Here is a 17,458-nt window from a genome sequence, read left to right on the forward strand (position 1 = left end):
AAGCATGAAGTCTAATTTACTAGCACTTCATGCTTTCTAAACTCAAATTACCTTACTGTACTTCCAGTAGGTAATTCACCCGGCACCGATATTGCAAATAGCTTGCTATCGTCTTCTGTAGCTGCTGAAATTATCATCCCCTGTGATAATTCTCCCCTTAAAGTAACAGGCTTTAAATTAGCTACTAATACTACGTACTTTCCAATTAGTTCTTCTGGCTTATAGTGCTGAGCTATTCCTGAAATTACTTGTCTTACTTCTCCACCTAAATCTACTTTTAGCTTAAGAAGCTTTTTAGCTTTTTTCATTGGCTCGCACTCTAATACTTTAACCACTCTCATATCTAGCTTGTCGAAATCTTCTATAGTAATTTCTTCTTTTAATTTCTCCATAGTAGGCTTTTGAGCCGCTTTTCTTTGTGCTTCTACAAGTGCATCAAGCTCCTCTATTTTAGCTTCTACATCTATTCTTGGGAACATTATATCACTTTTATTAACTTTTGTTCCTGCACTTGTTCCATCGAAGGATGCCAAGCTGTCCCATGTAGTTATTTCTGCATTTATTTGAGCATTTATTTTCTTACTTGTAGTTGGTAAAAACGCCGATATCAATACTGATGTCATTCTTAATGATTCTACTAAATTGTACAATACTGTACCCAGTCTTCCCTTTTGCGATTCATCTTTTCCAAGTATCCATGGGGTTGTTTCATCTATATATTTATTAGTCCGTCTAATAAGTGTCCAAGCATGGTCCAATGCTTCAGAAATTTTCAAATCTCCTATCGCTTTCTCTACCTTACCTGGAACTGCAAGCGCTAGTTCTATTAGTTCATTATCAACATCAGCTTTTTCTTTAGGTGCTGGAATAACGCCGTCAAAATACTTTTCTACCATTGTTACTGTTCTTGATAATAAGTTTCCTAAATCATTAGCTAAGTCTGAATTTGTTTTCCTTATGAATATTTCACTAGTAAATATTCCATCTGAACCAAATGGTATTTCATGAAGTAGATAATATCTTACTGCATCCACTCCAAAATGATTCACTAGTGTTACCGGATCCACTACATTTCCTCTGGATTTAGCCATTCTTACTCCACCGTCAACAAGAAGCCAGCCATGGCCAAATACTTGTTTTGGAAGCGGTAGGTCTAATGCCATTAGCATAATTGGCCAATAAATTGTATGGAACCTTAATATATCTTTACCTATTAAGTGTACATCCGCCGGCCAGAATTTCTCATAAAAAGATGTATCTTCGCCATTATATCCAAGGGCTGTTATATAGTTTGATAAAGCATCTACCCATACATATATAACGTGGCCTGGATCAAATTCTACCGGTATTCCCCAGTCAAAGGTTGTTCTTGAAACACATAAATCTTGAAGCCCTGGTCTTAAGAAGTTATTTAACATTTCATTTTTTCTTGATTCTGGTTGAATAAACCCTGGATGGGTCTCTATATATTCTATAAGTCTGTCAGCATATTTTGACATTTTGAAAAAATACGCTTCCTCCTTTGCTTTCTCCACAGGCCTCCCACAATCAGGGCATTTCCCATCTACTGCCTGAGTTTCTGTCCAGAAAGATTCACAGGGAGTGCAGTACCATCCTTCATATGCACTTTTATATATGTCACCTTGATCATATAGCTGCTTAAATAACTTTTGAACAGACTTCTTATGATACTCATCTGTAGTCCTTATAAACTTATCATAGCTTATGTCCATAAGCTCCCACAATTCTTGTATGCCCGCTACTACTTTATCTACATACTGTTTTGGAGTGACCCCTTTTTCCGCGGCTATTCTTTGAATCTTTTGACCATGCTCATCTGTTCCCGTTAAAAACATTACATCATAGCCTGTAAGTCTCTTAAATCTAGCAATTGCATCCGCCGCAACAGTTGTATAGGTATTACCGATGTGTAGTTTTGCTGATGGATAATAAATTGGTGTAGTAATGTAAAAAGTTTTTTTAGTCATAGTTTTATCCTACCTCTCGTATTGAAATTATTTATAGTTCTCAATCCCATGAATATAAATATATTAACTAGCTTTAATAATCCCTAAAGATTATAATTTCCCGGAAAATAAAAAAGTCTCTAAACAGAAAAAAATTCTGTTTAGAGACGTATTTAACGTTTTACCACTCTAATTTATCTTTACATCACTATAAAGACCTCAATGGGTGACCATCATCACCTGTCAATATAACGGTTGCTCCCGTATTATCCTAACAATTAAATTTAAAAGTATATTTTCACAATAAACTTTAAATTTTTCACTTAGATAATATGCTTAAAGGCCATCTTCATAAGCTACCTTGCTACTGATTTTCACCCTTCTCAGCTCTCTTTTAACAATTAGGCTTATTACTCTTCTCATCATTGCATTTGTTTAATAATAATCATATTGCAAATAAATCACTATGTCAATATTTTTATCCTAAAATCAATAAATTATACTTAGGTCAACATTATTTTATATTTTACGACTCTATTTTTCTTAATATTTCTACCCCTTTTGTACCTAACAGGTAATACAGCACTACATCTATAATCGCATATGAAGATGCTATTATAGCAAATGTAGTCCATTTAGTTAGTTCAAATTTGATAACCATAAATACTGTAAGCCCACCTAAAGCTATGCAAATAATTATACTAATCATAACATTAAGATTCCGTTTAATTGCCTCTTGCTCTGTACTCCACTGAAGTTTAGGGAAATTCAAATCAATAAATATCCCTATAAAAGATGTAAATACTATTCCAAAAAAACCAACTATAATCATTAATAAAACTAAATCTATCGGTATCTTAAGAAATATTAAACCAATTATAGTTACCATAAGCATACCAGCTATTCCTAAAACTACTGCAGATAATACCTTTGCCATAAGCTGATCTTTATATTTCATAGGTATGTATTTTAATATAAATACATTTTTACCTTCTCTTGATATCGCTGTAGTTGCAATTGCATTACTGCAAGATGCAAAAATCATAAATGCAAAGAAGCTGCCTAATGCTACGCCTGAACTTTTGTTGTTTTGTAAAAACTTAGCTAACATATTAAGTTGAGAACTAGCACCTTTTTGTGCAAAAATTGGTATAAGCAAAAATACTGGCCATAAAAAATTCATAAGTACACAATTCATAAAATAAATCGGTGTCCTAAATAAAAGCTTTAACTCTTTTATTATATATACCTTTAGTGAGGAATTTTGTGCCGTATTTTTTATAAGCTCAATGCTACTAAGAGTTTTCCTTTTTGAGGTTGTTTCAGATATCCCCATAACACCTTTAAAATACAATGCTTCACCCAACATTATAAATATCATTAATGCAGCTAATGTTATTACTATAAATAAAATCAAATTGATAAACCCCTGAACATTAGTAGTATTAATTAAACTATTTACAGCTATCTTAGTACTAGGAAATAGCTTTGTTGCCAAACCAACTAAGGAATTATTTCCCTGTGCAAACATTTTAGTAACTTCTGATTGGCTTAGATTTTGTGAAAACCTTTGGATATATATGTTTATTCCTACACCAAAACACATAGCCATAAGTCCACCCACTAATCTAAACCTATCCTTGTTTTTAGCTATATTAGTAAATCTCATTATAATCATATTAATTACAGATGCAATTACTAAAGGAACTATAGGCAAGAGTAAAAATATAATAACTCCATAGCCATAATACAACACCCCTGCATTACTCTTTATACCGTATGCAACTATTGTAGGCAAAAAAAATATTATTTCTGTGAAGTATTCATAAATTAATACTACAGCAAATTTAGCTCCCATAATGTGCCATGGCTTAAAAGGTAGTGGTAATAAATTTTCTACATCCATAGAAAAATAAAATATACTCATAGCATAAAAAATACCAAAAAAGAAAATTACAACGCTAACAATAGATAATCCAAATCCCAATATAACTGCTTCTTGACCAATTTGATGTAATCCATCATAGGCCGTAAATATAAACTCTCCAAACCCTATAGCCATAGGTGTGAATGCTAGTACTAAAAGTAATCCAAGCAATATTCCTTTTATCTTTTTTTTATCTTTCTTACTACTAGGGGATCCAGTTCCTGTTTTTAATAATACCTTAGTTAGCGCTATAAATTTATACATTTTCAGTCATCTCCAAGAAGATTTTTTCAAGTGACCCACTGGCTTTAAAATGTTCCCTTAGTTCTTCAAGGGTTCCACAGAATAATATTTTCCCCTTATTTATTACAGCAACCCTATCGCATATTTTTTCAGCTACTTCTAGAACGTGAGTTGAGAAAAATACGGTTTTTCCGTTATTTGCATGCTCTTTCATCATTTCCTTCAAAACATATGAAGATTTAGGATCAAGGCCCGTCATTGGCTCATCTAAAATCCAAACTTCTGGTTCATGAAGAAGTGCTCCCATAATAATTATCTTTTGTCTCATACCATGAGAATAACTTTGAATTTGGTCCGTTAGCGCATTGCTCATTTCAAATCTATTTGCTAAAGCTTCGACCCTATCTTTTCTAATAATACTTGGCACATCATAAATATCTGCCATAAAGTTTAAATACTCAATACCCTTAAGTCTTAAGAACATGTCCGGATTGTCTGGTACAAAGCCAAATAACTTTTTAGCCTCTAAATCATTTTTTTCAATATCAATTCCATTGATATTGATTCTTCCGCTATCAGCACTTAATATTCCAGTAATCATTTTTATGGTAGTAGTTTTACCTGCTCCATTTGGGCCTAAAAATCCAAATATCTCTCCGTCCCTTATAGTTAGACTTATGTTGTCTACAGCTTTATTCTTACCATTATAGCTCTTATTTACGCCAGTAATTTCAATCATATTATATCCCCCTTACATTCTTCTAATATAAATAACAATTATATCTGTTATCTACCTTATTTTACTCCAGTATATTTATAATATCATACTTTTTCTTTGTTTTACAATTTGTGTTATAAGTTTAATATTCTTCGAAGCTGCAACATTAATAACTTCAGAAGGAGATTTATACCCCACTGAAGTTTCTCTTTCTTATATTATGTATCTCCACTTATATAAATGGGGAACTTCCCTTTTAAAATGTCCTTAAAAGAAGAACTTAGCCAGGTTAACTGCCATTATAATTGCTGTAATATCTGCTAATATTGCTGCTACTAGTGTATGCCTTATTTTTTTTATATTTACCGCTCCAAAATATACTGTCAAGGTATAAAAAATGGTTTCTGTTGATCCCATTATTATGGATGCCACGCGTCCTATGTAACTATCTGCTCCATATTGCTTTATAATATCAGTGAATACTCCTAAAGCTCCACTTCCTGAAAGTGGTTTTATTAAAACTAAAGGAACAACTTCAGGGGGGAGTCCAATAAACACAACAACTGGTTTTACTAAATAAATAAAAAAGTCTAAAGCCCCGGAAGCCCTAAATACATTAACAGCTATAATCATAGCCAAAAGATACGGAAAAATTTTCAGGCAAATAGTTATTCCGTCCTTTGCGCCTTCAACAAAACACTCATATACCTTCACCTTCTTAATAACTCCATATATTACCACAAGCGTTATGATAATTGGAATTATTCCCTTTAAAATATACGATACTAAATTAGCTATAATCATCCTATTTCACCTACCCCATCTAAATTTAAACATTAATATTTCTATATATTTAAAAATACCTTTGTAGAATTTTACAATAAACCACGCCTAAGACTGCAGCAGTACCTGTTGCAATTATTGCAGGTATTATAATAATTGCTGGATTTTGAGAGTTATACGCAGCCCTAATAGATATCACCGTTGTAGGCAGAAGCTGAATGCATGCAGCATTTAAAACTAAAAATAAAGCCATGTCATCACTAGCTATATCTTTTTCATTATTAATTTTCTGCATCTCTTCCATAGCCTTTATGCCCAAGGGTGTGGCTGCATTAGAAAGTCCCATCATATTGGCTGTTAAATTCATGGTAATACTAGCCATCGCCTTCTGGTTTTTTGCAGCTTCTTTAAATATTATTTTTAATATTGGCCTAAGCAGCCTTGCCAATTTATCAGTTAATCCACTTTTTTCAGCAATTCTCATTATCCCACACCAAAGACACATCATTCCAACGAGTCCCATTACTAATTCCACAGCACTAGTTGTTGATGAAACAATAACTTTTGATAAAATCTCTCCTTTTCCTGTAACAATACCAATAATTGTCCCAAATGATAAAATTAAAAACCAAATAATATTTATCATGTATTTTCCTCCTAGAATTCAAATTAAATTATCATTGCTTAATTAATATATATGTAGTTATTTCTATAAAATTGCATATAATAATATTTATTCATCCCATATACTATAAAAAAAACGCTTTTTGTGTTATCATTTTCTTATTCAATGTACAATGGGCTAAAAAAAAGGGAGTTAATCTATGATTAATATGACTTTGTTAAATTCTAGCGTATTTACGCTTTTTTATTATTTTATTATCTATTCCTTTATGGGATGGTGTCTTGAAACAGTATATGCTACAGTTAAGAAAAAAGAATTCATTAACCGCGGCTTCCTCCACGGTCCCTTTTGTCCTATTTATGGTTTTGGTACTTTGGCAATAATTGTTTTGCTAAAGCATATTGAAACTAATTATATTTTCCTTTTTTTAGGTTCAGTATTTTTAACCTCTGCTCTAGAGTATATGACAGGTTATATTCTAGAAACTGCATTTAATAGTACTTGGTGGGATTACAGTGATGAGCCATACAATCTTAAGGGTAGAATTTGCTTATCCTTTTCTATAATATGGGGCTTTGTTTCCATATTTATTTTGAAGGTAATTCACCCCTATATTATTTACATAGTAAATTTAATACCACCTATCCCAGGCATAACACTTTTTTATATTCTATTCCTATATTTCTTCATTGATTTTATAATTACTGTGAATACAATATTTAAATTAAGGTCCCTATTAACCCAATTAAATACAGTATATTCAGATTTAATCGATAAACTTCCAGATTTTAAATTAAATTTAGGGAATACTAAGGATATGTCTGAATTAAAAATTAAATTGGACCAGTTAATAGAAAGTGCCGAAATTAAGATGAGTAAGAAAAAATCTGACGTTGAGACTATCATAAAAGAATTGAAAGTAAAATATGATTCTTTGGTTTTCAAAAAATCCCCCGATTATTCAAGACTTATAAAAGCCTTTCCTGACGTAAAATTCAAAGGTTTCGATTCTATTTTGAAAGATGTTAAAAATAAAATTCTTAAGAATAAGAAAAGTTAATTTTTTCGATTTTACATAAAATAAAAGTCATTCTTAACTTGAAATTAGTAATTACTAATGTTAGGGTTTAAGTATATTTAATGAAATAACATAAGTTAAAGGAGATTAAAAAATGAAAGAAGCTAATCTAAAACTAGCACAAAAGGGCATTGATGATGCACTCGACACTATAGACGTGTTAGAAAAAACTATAAAAGAAACTCCTCTTCCAAAAAATATATTAAAAGATAGTTTTTATATTCTCTCTAGAAAAGTTGATGAAATTGAAGATATATTAAAGAATGAAGGAATACTGTAGTTTGGCATATATAGCTACATAAGGTATATTCAAATAAGATGCTCAGCTATACAGGAGATGTTTTAACTAAACATAAAACTAAAAAGAGGCACATAAGTTAATACTTATGTGCCTCTTTTAAATCATCACCTTTGGTGCTGTAATATTAACCATTTTATTGGTTTTTAATAATTAACTTCTTCTAAAAATAAGCCTTTTGCTGGTGCAATATGTCCAGCATATTTTCTTTCTTTTTTATCTAAAATATCACTAATTTCATTTACAGATTTTTCACCCAGGCCCACTTCAACAAGTGTCCCAACTATTAATCTCACCATATTTTTCATGAATCCATTTCCTTGAACACTAATTTCTATATTTCCATCATCATTTACGATATTTATTGTATAAATATTTCTTATAGTAGACTTTTTCTTTGTTTTAAGTGTTGTGAAACTTTGGAAATCATGTTCTCCTATTAAAATTTCTGCTGCTCTTCTCATATTTTCAATATTTAGAGGTTGTGGCACATGATAATCATATTTTCTAGTAAAAACATTGTGTGCTTTGTTATTACAAATATTATATACATATTTTTTAACTTTAGCATTATATCTAGCATGGAAATTGAGATCCACTTCTTCGACCGTCTTCACTACAATGTCTTCTGGTAAATATTCATAGCAATAACTACGCATTTTATGATCTGGCATTGTGCATTCTGTTCTAAAATTTGCTACTTGGTTTGTTGCATGTACTCCTGCATCTGTTCTTCCAGACCCAATAATTTCAATATTTTCTTCTGCCATCTTACTTAAAACGGCTTCTACTTTGTGCTGAATCGTATTATCGCTATCTCCAAGTCTTTGCCATCCTTTATACCTAGTACCATCATATTCTATTACAATTTTTATATTTCTCATATTTATTATTTATCCTACTTTCTGTTTTAGAATTTAATCTAATATTTTAACTATATTTTTTAATACTTAACCATATTTTTAATACAATGCTTATATTATATACATATATCATAATTAATAAAACACACCATATAAAATAATTTTTAATTTTGACAATGCTGAATTTAATATTACTATAGGATACCTTATTTCTGTTTTTAAAATAACCCTTCTCCTTAACATTCTCCACTTAGATAGCTTCCAAGTTATTTTTAAATCATTTTCGTTTTTCCTTATAGCTTTTCTTTCTCTTTCACTACCATCATAAAATATTACAAAATCAAATTCTGCATTTTCACTATCAAATTCTGAATCAAATTTTTTAATAATATTATTAGGTGAAAGTAATAGCCTGCCAGCTTTTGCTTCTAAGTTAAATGTAAGCCCTTTCTTATTCCTTGAACATAAATACGATTTATAAATTAATTCACTACAAAACAAAGCATTATCTGTCATAATGTCAAAATTATAATCATATGCCTTCCCTAAAGATTCAAACGCTGTAAACAATGCTTTTAATTTATCCTCTTTAGGTAATTTAGGACGTAATGCAGAAAAATAGTCAACTTTTGCAATAGCATCTAGAGGATTTATTACCACACCAGGGGCAATAACTTCTATAATATATTCTCCATTATTTTCATTGCATAAACTATCATATACTTTAGGATAAATTACTTTTACATACTCTGAAACACACAAACAATCCCCCAGTGGGATGTCGTTAAAATACTTGTCCAATTTTTCTAAACAGCCTATATAAATCCCAGTGTGAGTCCAAAATCCTGGTAATCCCAGGTTGGTTAGTTGATAATTGTTCCTCTTTAAAAGTATATCCCCTGGTAGCAATTCTTCTTTTATAATATTAATATCTTCATTACTAACATATTTCTCTTTTCTACTAGAGTAATCAACTCCAGTAATACTTATAGCGATCCATTTTTGAAATGGGAACCAAAAATCAAAAATATTTTTTCCAAAAAAATTAATCATATTATTTTTAACAATATTTCTATGATTTTTAACAAGTTTTATAACATTTAAATAATTATAACTTGCATAATTTAATAATTCTTCTTCGTTTTCATCTCTTTCATATCCATAAACTTCATAGTGATTTACCATAAAATCAAAGTAATGCTTATTCCTAAACAAAGATATCATATAATAAATTTCTGTAATTTCTTGTGTAATATAATAATATTGTTTTTTATTAATATTATATTCGGGCCTAGCCTCATTTAACATTGACTCCAAATACTTATTTTTTTCTATAATGTTAGCTAACAATACAGCATTTTTACGTATCGCTATGGTAGAGGCATAAATTAATAATATATTTTTATATTTAGTGTGTGAATCTTCTGTATGTTTTAATATAAGTTTATTTTTATATTTTTCCCGTGTTTCATTCAATTCATTATAACATCCTACATAACTAACCCACTTTTCTAATATACTTTGTTTGTTAGTTAAAGACATATTTTGAATATTAGAACTAAATAGACTTTCGCTACTTTGAATCTCATTCATCACAAGTTCTAATTCTTTTATAAGCTCTAAGGATTTGTTTATTTCCTCATCAACTATTCTATGAACTAACCCCATATCCTTATCCCCGATTCCATTCTCATTTTTAAAGTAGCAATCTAGTATAAACCTTCATGCACAAATAAAAAAACAATACATATTATTAATATATTCATAAATTCAATTCAAAACATACTTCTTCACATAAGTTGATTTCAGCAATTTAATTTTATTATACCATAAAACTTACTATTCCTTTAATAATATAAATTATAATACTGAAATATTTCTATTTTACTCAAAAAACATTTAATAAAAAAATAGATATTCTATTTATACGTATTTTTAATGTTTTTTTATACGCTTTTATATGTATACTATCATTATAAGATAAAATGAATTTTTGGAGGCACATATGTTTACAAATGAACTATTGTTACATTTTTTAAATTTATTATTTATTATCAATATCCTCTTCGCCTTGGCAGTTGTATTTCTTGAACGCAAAAATCCTGCAAGTACTTGGACTTGGCTTATGGTATTACTATTTTTACCTACCATAGGATTTATTCTATACTTATTTCTTGGTCAAAATTTGAAAAGAAAAAAATTATTTTCTCTAAAAAAAGAAGAAAAAGAGAATCTTACCTCAATTATTGATAAACAAAAGGAGTTCTTAAATAATGAAGATTTAATTAAAACTAATCCTTTTTTAAGTAAATACTCTGACATTATGACACTTAATCTTTGCAGTGATAATTCTTTTTACACTAATAATAACAAGGTAACCATATTTACTGATGGCAAATCAAAATTTGATCAACTTAAAGAAAACCTTAAAAATGCAAAAATATATATCCATATGGAGTATTATATATTTCAAAATGATAATCTAGGAAGAACTATTCTTGAAATTTTATCCCAAAAAGCTAAAGAAGGGGTGGAGGTAGAATTACTCTATGATGGTATGGGATGCCTTAAAGTGCCTAAGCGCTTTTTCGCCCCACTAATTGAGGCTGGCGGAAAAGTTGTTTGTTTCTTCCCACCCTTTGTTCCTTATATAAATCTAAGAGTAAATTTTAGAAATCATCGTAAGATCTGTACTATCGATGGTCAATATGGCTTTATAGGTGGTTTTAATATTGGTGATGAATATTTAGGTCTTTCTAAAAAATTTGGGTTTTGGAGAGATACCCATTTATTCATACAGGGCGATGCAATAGATGCATTGGAATTGCACTTCCTAATGGATTGGAGATTTGCCGCCAATGAAAATTCAATTTTTGATAACAAGTATTTCCCTCACAGAGCTCACCTTGGGAATACAGGTCTACAAATAGTTTCAAGCGGTCCTGATTCAACTTGGAAGTCTATTAGAAATGGATATTTAAAAATGATTAGCAAAGCTGAAACCAATATTTTTATAGAAACTCCTTATTTCATTCCAGATGACAGTATATTAGAAGCTTTAAAAATAGCATCCTTATCCGGAGTCGATGTTCGCATAATGATACCTAGTAAACCAGATCATCCCTTTGTGTATTGGGCTTCTACATCTTATATGGGAGAGCTACTAGAATCAGGCGTAAAATGTTATACCTACACTAAGGGCTTTCTTCACAGTAAATTTCTTTCTATTGATAAGTCTATAAGCTCCATAGGCACCGCTAATTTAGATATTAGAAGCTTTACTTTAAACTTCGAAATTAATGCTTTTATATATGATAAAGAAATAACTTCCGACTTAGAACATTTTTTTATGGACGATTTAAAATTTTGCGATGAATTAACTCTCGAAAAATATGTTAATAGAAGTTTTATTGTTAAATTTAAGGAATCTATTTCAAGATTACTTTCGCCTATATTGTAATAAAAACTCTCACAAACTTTTTTAATGTTTGTGAGGTTTTTTATTATAATATTCCTAATTTATTTTGACCCTAAAATATATACTAAATAACAAAAGGGAAATCATTAGCCCTCTTAATTTCATTGTATGCTCCCATTTTATGATTTAGAATTATTACTAATCCATATTTCTTATCTTTATGAACTAATGGAATTATTAATAAGCTTCTCATGTGATATAATAATAATTGAAACTCAGTGCATACTTTGTATATTCTAGTTTCCTTAAATCCTGAATATAATGCTTATCAGCCTCTATAATTATAAAATCAATTTATTACATTTATCCTCCTGTAAATAGTTACTTAGGTTTATCTCCTCGCCATAACCGTGGCAGGCATAAGTTCCAATCCATTATCATTTTTAAATACACTTACAGCATATAAAAGGGGTGCCACTATGCAAAAATCCGGAAAAATAATTAACATTGAAAAAAATAAGGTCTATATCATAACTCAAAATAATGAATTTGTAACCCTTGAAAAGCATACGGCTCATCCTAAAATAGGCGAACTATATGTAGGTAAAGAATTTCGAAGCATTTCCGTTTGGAAGTACTTATTGGCTATTTCTTGCATCCTATTACTTTTATTTTCAATAAGAAAATTATATTTGGATAATAGATATAATTTTTCTGTTATAGTCGACATGAATTGTTCTCTAAAAATGGAGGTAAACGGTTCAAATAAAATTACAAAAGTAGAAGGCAGAAGTCCTGGAGGCTATAAAATAAAACAACTTGTAAATTTAGAAAATAAATCCTTGGATGAAGCACTTCATTTAATTTTAGATGAATCGCTTAAACAAAAATACCTAACTAAAGCACATGCGGACGACGGTTTAAAAATTTATATATTTGTTTCTGAAAATAAAAATAAAACTCCAATTAACTTAACTGAGTTTAATAGGTATGCTGGTACACATAATTTCAAGGTATCACTAAATAATAATGGTCAAGCTGTAATTGACTAAGGGTATCCCGCTTAAGATACCCTTACAACTATTTGTATGATTATTTAACGACATTTAATCTCCGCAGGAGATGATTTAACCATATAATATGAGTTGTATACCTTAATCTTATTTTATAATTCCAAAGGACGGTGCAAAATGAAAACCACACCTAATGAAAAAGAGAAAAACATTATTCAGCCCTATGAAAATAGTGCTTTAAAAATTAGATTAAATAAATTTATAAGTGAAACGGGTTTTTGCTCTAGGCGTGAAGCAGATAAACTGATTGACAAAGGCAATGTCACCTTAAATGGCAAAATCCCTGAAATGGGCACTCAAGTATCTGCAGCTGATCACATTGAAATAAATGGTAAACCATTAAAACATAAAGTAGAATTTGTCTACTTAGCTTTCAATAAACCCGTTGGAATAACCTGCACTACTGAGCATAAAGTTAATGGAAATATCATAGATTTTATAAATTTTAAAAAAAGAATTTTCCCCATTGGTCGCCTTGATAAACCTTCTCAAGGTCTTATATTTCTAACTAACGATGGAGACATTGTGAATAAAATTTTACGTTCAGGTAATAACCACGAAAAAGAGTATATTGTTACTGTAGATAAACCTATATCCCCTAATTTCATAAAGAGTATGGCAAATGGTATTCCTATACTAAATACTATAACTAAAAAATGTTTTGTAAAAAAAGAAGGCAAATATGTTTTTAAAATAATTTTAACAGAAGGACTTAACCGTCAAATACGAAGAATGTGTGAGCATTTAGGGTATGCTGTTGTGAAACTTGAAAGGCTTAGAATTATGAATGTTTCTATAGACAACTTACCCCTTGGGAAATGGAGATATCTAACGCCAAAAGAACTAGTCGGTATTAATAAGTTAATTTCTGATTCTATTAAAACTGAAAATGCTTAAACATCATCTTCTATGCTTAAATGTAGTTAAAAAGCACACAAATTTGTGTGCTTTTTGGCTTATATAAAGGTTATCAACATTATTCACACAGAAATTGTGGATAACTTGTTAGTCTTAGTTAATAATAACTATCTTATTTAACTTCTGCTTTTTTTTGTAAATATATCTTTAAATTTATTAGTAATTATCTCTTTATTACCCTTGAATTCAAATATTTCTTTAGTCTTTTTCTATGAGATATTATCCAATATTCTTTTACTGACTCAAAGGTAATTTCTTCTATGGGACTCCCTACAATTTGAGATCTTTTTAATTTTTTACTGTTTTATAGCTATTACATTTTAATTACATTTCTGGTGCTTAGGCACGCTACTAAACAATTTGTTATAGTTATCACTAAAAAACTTGACAACTTTTTCTCAACCTTTTAAAATTCTTTCTAAGTAATTAATATTTATTTTTCTATAAATATTACGTTATATTTCACTCTATTATTTTCATAAATTTACTAATAATTTGAAATTTTTTACTATTTTTTATTTAGACTAACAGATTGTACACATTAAGATTTACTAATCCACAAATGCACTAAAATTATGTATGTTTTTGTAAATTTATATAAAACATTTAAGGCTTATACACATTATCCACAGCTTTTGTGTGGATAATATGTGGGGTTGATGTTAATGAATACTTTATAGTATTCATTATAGACGTTTTTAGAATTTTTTATGTAAATACTTGCATTTTAAATAAAATATTTCTAAATTTTATTATTAAGTTATGCACACTATCCACAGTTTTGTGGATAACATGTTAATAACTTATTGGCTATTTTCTCATCATATTTCCTATTACTAAATCCGTGAGTGCCTCACTACATATTTTAATGTGTTGCGCGAATAAATTTTCTTGATTACCTTCTCATGAAATGCTATATTATATAAAGAAAAGTATATATTCCTACTGTTACATTTCTATATATTTAAAATATTTATAAATTAAATTGAAAAGAGGTAATTCGCTTGAGAATTGGAATGGGCTATGATGTTCATAAATTAGTTAAGGGTAGAAGTTTAATACTTGGTGGAGTAACCATACCGCACGAGGCTGGATTACTAGGGCATTCAGACGCAGACGTTCTTGTTCACGCTATCATAGATGCCCTTTTAGGTGCTGCGGCTCTTGGTGACATTGGAAATCATTTCCCCGATACTGATGCTAAATATAAAGGCATGTCTAGCATTGTCCTACTTAAATATGTAGGCAGTTTAATAAAAAATAAGAATTACATAATCGAAAATATTGATGCTACAATAATTGCACAAAACCCTAAAATGGCGCCCCATATACCCCCTATGGTAATAAATATTGCAACTGCGCTACAATTACCTATAGATAAAGTTAACATTAAAGCTACTACAGAGGAAGGCCTTGGTTTTACTGGCCGCCTAGAAGGGATCTCTTCTAATGCCATCTGTCTTTTAAAATAAAATTTTATTTTCTGTTTGTTAGGGTCTGTAACTCCCACTTATAGAAGTGGGAGACTTCCTTCTGACATGTCGTTAAAATTCTAAAATCCTTGTTTCCAAATTCCATAATCTGCATGATCAATAAGCATGGCTGAAGAAAAATACGTACCTTGTCCATATTCAACACCTAGTTCCATTAGCTTTTCCTTTTCTTCCAAGGTTCGTATTCCCTCGGCTATAATCTTCATTCCTGTTTTTATCCCCATTTTAACCATATGTTCTATCATCAATGCTTTTATTTCATCTTTATGCACATCTTTTACTATCTCCTGAGAAATTTTTATAAAATGTGGCTTCATTTTTATCAATTCTACCATATTAGAGTTACCTTCTCCAAAGTTATCCATAGCTAATTTGAATTTTAATTCATCAGCAAAATTACGCCAAAATGCACTTCTTGGTATACGTTGTGTAATTTCTAAAACTAAGTTTGTCCCTTCCAATTTCTTTATAACTTTTTTTATAGTATGCCTAGTTGTATCCGATTGAAGCTTAAAAAATAATCCTTCTTCAATAAATGGTTCAAGTTTGTTTAGATAGTTATTTAATTTGTCACAAGCTAGCATAGTAAGGTTTTCCAAATCCCCGGTAAGTCTAGCTTTTTCAAACATTTCATCCGGGAAAAATTCTAATCTTGAATCCCTAACTAGTATTTCTAATGATTTAACCCTGCCACTGTTTAAGTTTATAATAGGCTCAACTGTAAGCTCTATAGACTTATTTTTTATTATACCCGAAATGTGATATGCCTTTTCGTCAATTTTATATATTGAATCATTATCTAGATACTCACTTATTGAAGCTTCATCTAAAAACCATTGAACACTAGTGCTCGATAATAAGCTAGGATTATATAAATCTATAAGTTCATGCTTTAAAACTGCTCTTAAGTTATACATTGTATATATCATTGCTGCCATCCTTTTATTTTCATCCTTTGTTTTACGAATGAAATTCAATCCTGCAGAAACTCCAGCTAAATAAAAAGATGGCTCATATAGTTTATTTCTAGAATCCGAGAGCAAATAGTCTATACCATGTCTTAATTCTGGTATTATATCTCTCAATATACTAGCTCCTTCTCCATCTGGAATATCAACATATTTAACATTTTTTGTTAATTCGTCACATAAACTAATCCAAAATTTTCTTTGTTTATTGTTATCGAATTTTAAATAGTCCATTAAAGAATGTATTTCTAAATACCTTGTATCATAAAAAATATTACTATGAAGTTGGTAACTTCCAAAATCAATAATAGACGGTTTTTTCACCGAAACAATTATATTTCCTCCGTGCAAATCACCATGTATGCATGAATCTAAATATTTTATTTTACGACCACACCATACCTTTTCATCTGCAAAAAATTTATATGGATTCGGAAAAAATTTATCAACTCCATCAATGACTAGCCATTTTTTATCCTCATCGATCATTAATGTTTCAAAACCCTTTATAAATTTCTCATCCATAAATCTATAACCTAAGGAAGTTTTCATTATATCAATAGGAGATTTAATTTCAGAGATATGAGGCTTATTCCAATTATATAAAAATTTAGCTACTTGTTCTGAAGTTTGCTTAACTAATGCTAATTCATTTTCCATTGAATATTTCAATGTTTTAATTCCCAGTACATTATCTCCGCCTAATTCATATAAAACTCCAAATCTCTTTAAATTATTTTCACATTGTATTTCCACTTCATCAATAATTTCAGGAATATATCCTTCAATTCCATTCTCTATTGCTTGTAAGAATGCTTTATTATGTAATCCGCTTTCATTCATTTCCTGAATTTTTAGAACTCCTAATTTACGCGATTCACTAAATTCCACAGTATATACCGCCGCCTCAGATTGTCCATCATTTAATTTATTTATTATTTCTATAGGTTGATTTTCTTCTGCAAAATTTTCTAAAATCATTGTTTTCTCTTTCTGGCTTAGCATATTTTACCCCCTACACCAATTATTATTATACTATAGCTAAACATACCTTTATCCAGACTTATTGCATTTCATATGTTAATT

14 protein-coding genes are annotated in these 17,458 nt (G+C 29.8%); 6 read left to right on the forward strand and 8 right to left on the reverse strand.

Annotated features, from left to right (window positions below; genetic code table 11):
- Window positions 1–47 precede the first annotated feature (47 nt).
- The 5 genes from metG to KTC94_RS10365 form a co-directional block, all read right to left on the reverse strand.
- On the reverse strand, window positions 48–1,988 hold the full coding sequence (metG, locus tag KTC94_RS10345; protein WP_220320314.1) for a methionine--tRNA ligase: 1,941 nt from the start codon (window positions 1,986–1,988) through the stop codon (window positions 48–50).
- A 505-nt stretch (window positions 1,989–2,493) separates the two neighbouring features.
- On the reverse strand, window positions 2,494–4,158 hold the full coding sequence (locus KTC94_RS10350; protein WP_220320313.1) for a hypothetical protein: 1,665 nt from the start codon (window positions 4,156–4,158) through the stop codon (window positions 2,494–2,496).
- On the reverse strand, window positions 4,151–4,876 hold the full coding sequence (locus tag KTC94_RS10355; protein WP_216303305.1) for an ABC transporter ATP-binding protein: 726 nt from the start codon (window positions 4,874–4,876) through the stop codon (window positions 4,151–4,153). The genes KTC94_RS10350 and KTC94_RS10355 overlap by 8 nt, the downstream gene beginning before the upstream one ends.
- 246 nt (window positions 4,877–5,122) lie before the next feature.
- A complete protein-coding gene (locus KTC94_RS10360; RefSeq protein ID WP_165414495.1) occupies window positions 5,123–5,659 on the reverse strand; it encodes a spore maturation protein in 537 nt (178 codons plus the stop codon).
- A 49-nt stretch (window positions 5,660–5,708) separates the two neighbouring features.
- Complete coding sequence (locus tag KTC94_RS10365) at window positions 5,709–6,284, reverse strand: nucleoside recognition domain-containing protein (RefSeq protein WP_216303304.1); 576 nt, start codon at window positions 6,282–6,284, stop codon at window positions 5,709–5,711.
- A 187-nt stretch (window positions 6,285–6,471) separates the two neighbouring features.
- Between KTC94_RS10365 and KTC94_RS10370 the strand changes: the two genes are divergently transcribed.
- Both KTC94_RS10370 and KTC94_RS10375 read left to right on the forward strand, forming a co-directional pair.
- Window positions 6,472–7,323 carry a hypothetical protein gene (locus KTC94_RS10370; protein ID WP_258280775.1) on the forward strand — a complete coding sequence of 284 codons (852 nt, stop codon included), beginning with the start codon at window positions 6,472–6,474 and terminating at the stop codon, window positions 7,321–7,323.
- 112 nt (window positions 7,324–7,435) lie between these two features.
- The gene (locus KTC94_RS10375) at window positions 7,436–7,621 is read left to right on the forward strand and encodes a hypothetical protein (RefSeq protein WP_216303302.1); all 186 of its coding nucleotides are present in this window, start codon (window positions 7,436–7,438) and stop codon (window positions 7,619–7,621) included.
- A gap of 164 nt (window positions 7,622–7,785) precedes the next feature.
- Here KTC94_RS10375 and truA read toward each other — a convergent pair whose 3' ends face one another.
- Both truA and KTC94_RS10385 read right to left on the reverse strand, forming a co-directional pair.
- The gene (truA, locus tag KTC94_RS10380; RefSeq protein WP_216303301.1) at window positions 7,786–8,523 is read right to left on the reverse strand and encodes a tRNA pseudouridine(38-40) synthase TruA; all 738 of its coding nucleotides are present in this window, start codon (window positions 8,521–8,523) and stop codon (window positions 7,786–7,788) included.
- Between the two features lie 114 nt (window positions 8,524–8,637).
- A complete protein-coding gene (locus KTC94_RS10385; RefSeq protein ID WP_216303300.1) occupies window positions 8,638–10,170 on the reverse strand; it encodes a YiiX/YebB-like N1pC/P60 family cysteine hydrolase in 1,533 nt (510 codons plus the stop codon).
- A 337-nt stretch (window positions 10,171–10,507) separates the two neighbouring features.
- Here KTC94_RS10385 and cls point away from each other — a divergent pair, with 337 nt between their 5' ends.
- The 4 genes from cls (at window position 10,508) to ispF (ending at window position 15,383) form a co-directional block, all read left to right on the forward strand.
- Window positions 10,508–11,962, forward strand: coding sequence for a cardiolipin synthase (cls, locus tag KTC94_RS10390; protein WP_216303299.1), 1,455 nt, complete (start codon window positions 10,508–10,510; stop codon window positions 11,960–11,962).
- Between the two features lie 437 nt (window positions 11,963–12,399).
- The gene (locus KTC94_RS10395) at window positions 12,400–12,972 is read left to right on the forward strand and encodes a hypothetical protein (protein WP_220286924.1); all 573 of its coding nucleotides are present in this window, start codon (window positions 12,400–12,402) and stop codon (window positions 12,970–12,972) included.
- Between the two features lie 138 nt (window positions 12,973–13,110).
- Window positions 13,111–13,890: a 23S rRNA pseudouridine(2604) synthase RluF gene (rluF, locus tag KTC94_RS10400; protein ID WP_216303297.1), complete on the forward strand. Its 780-nt coding sequence runs from the start codon at window positions 13,111–13,113 to the stop codon at window positions 13,888–13,890.
- Between the two features lie 1,025 nt (window positions 13,891–14,915).
- A complete protein-coding gene (gene ispF / locus KTC94_RS10405; RefSeq protein ID WP_216303296.1) occupies window positions 14,916–15,383 on the forward strand; it encodes a 2-C-methyl-D-erythritol 2,4-cyclodiphosphate synthase in 468 nt (155 codons plus the stop codon).
- Window positions 15,384–15,463: 80 nt separating this feature from the next.
- Here ispF and KTC94_RS10410 read toward each other — a convergent pair whose 3' ends face one another.
- Window positions 15,464–17,377, reverse strand: a complete 1,914-nt coding sequence (locus KTC94_RS10410) for an EAL domain-containing protein (RefSeq protein ID WP_216303295.1) — start codon at window positions 17,375–17,377, stop codon at window positions 15,464–15,466.
- Window positions 17,378–17,458: the final 81 nt, after the last annotated feature.

It is taken from the genome of Clostridium sp. CM028, from assembly GCF_030585565.1.
Classification (GTDB): Bacteria; Bacillota; Clostridia; order Clostridiales; family Clostridiaceae; genus Clostridium_AD; species Clostridium_AD estertheticum_B.

Coding starts and splice junctions, on each gene's coding strand:
- metG (WP_220320314.1), bottom strand. CDS start 1,988: ATGACTAAAAAAACTTTTTACATTACTACACCAATTTATTATCCATCA.
- KTC94_RS10350 (WP_220320313.1), bottom strand. CDS start 4,158: ATGTATAAATTTATAGCGCTAACTAAGGTATTATTAAAAACAGGAACT.
- KTC94_RS10355 (WP_216303305.1), bottom strand. CDS start 4,876: ATGATTGAAATTACTGGCGTAAATAAGAGCTATAATGGTAAGAATAAA.
- KTC94_RS10360 (WP_165414495.1), bottom strand. CDS start 5,659: ATGATTATAGCTAATTTAGTATCGTATATTTTAAAGGGAATAATTCCA.
- KTC94_RS10365 (WP_216303304.1), bottom strand. CDS start 6,284: ATGATAAATATTATTTGGTTTTTAATTTTATCATTTGGGACAATTATT.
- KTC94_RS10370 (WP_258280775.1), top strand. CDS start 6,472: ATGACTTTGTTAAATTCTAGCGTATTTACGCTTTTTTATTATTTTATT.
- KTC94_RS10375 (WP_216303302.1), top strand. CDS start 7,436: ATGAAAGAAGCTAATCTAAAACTAGCACAAAAGGGCATTGATGATGCA.
- truA (WP_216303301.1), bottom strand. CDS start 8,523: ATGAGAAATATAAAAATTGTAATAGAATATGATGGTACTAGGTATAAA.
- KTC94_RS10385 (WP_216303300.1), bottom strand. CDS start 10,170: ATGGGGTTAGTTCATAGAATAGTTGATGAGGAAATAAACAAATCCTTA.
- cls (WP_216303299.1), top strand. CDS start 10,508: ATGTTTACAAATGAACTATTGTTACATTTTTTAAATTTATTATTTATT.
- KTC94_RS10395 (WP_220286924.1), top strand. CDS start 12,400: ATGCAAAAATCCGGAAAAATAATTAACATTGAAAAAAATAAGGTCTAT.
- rluF (WP_216303297.1), top strand. CDS start 13,111: ATGAAAACCACACCTAATGAAAAAGAGAAAAACATTATTCAGCCCTAT.
- KTC94_RS10410 (WP_216303295.1), bottom strand. CDS start 17,377: ATGCTAAGCCAGAAAGAGAAAACAATGATTTTAGAAAATTTTGCAGAA.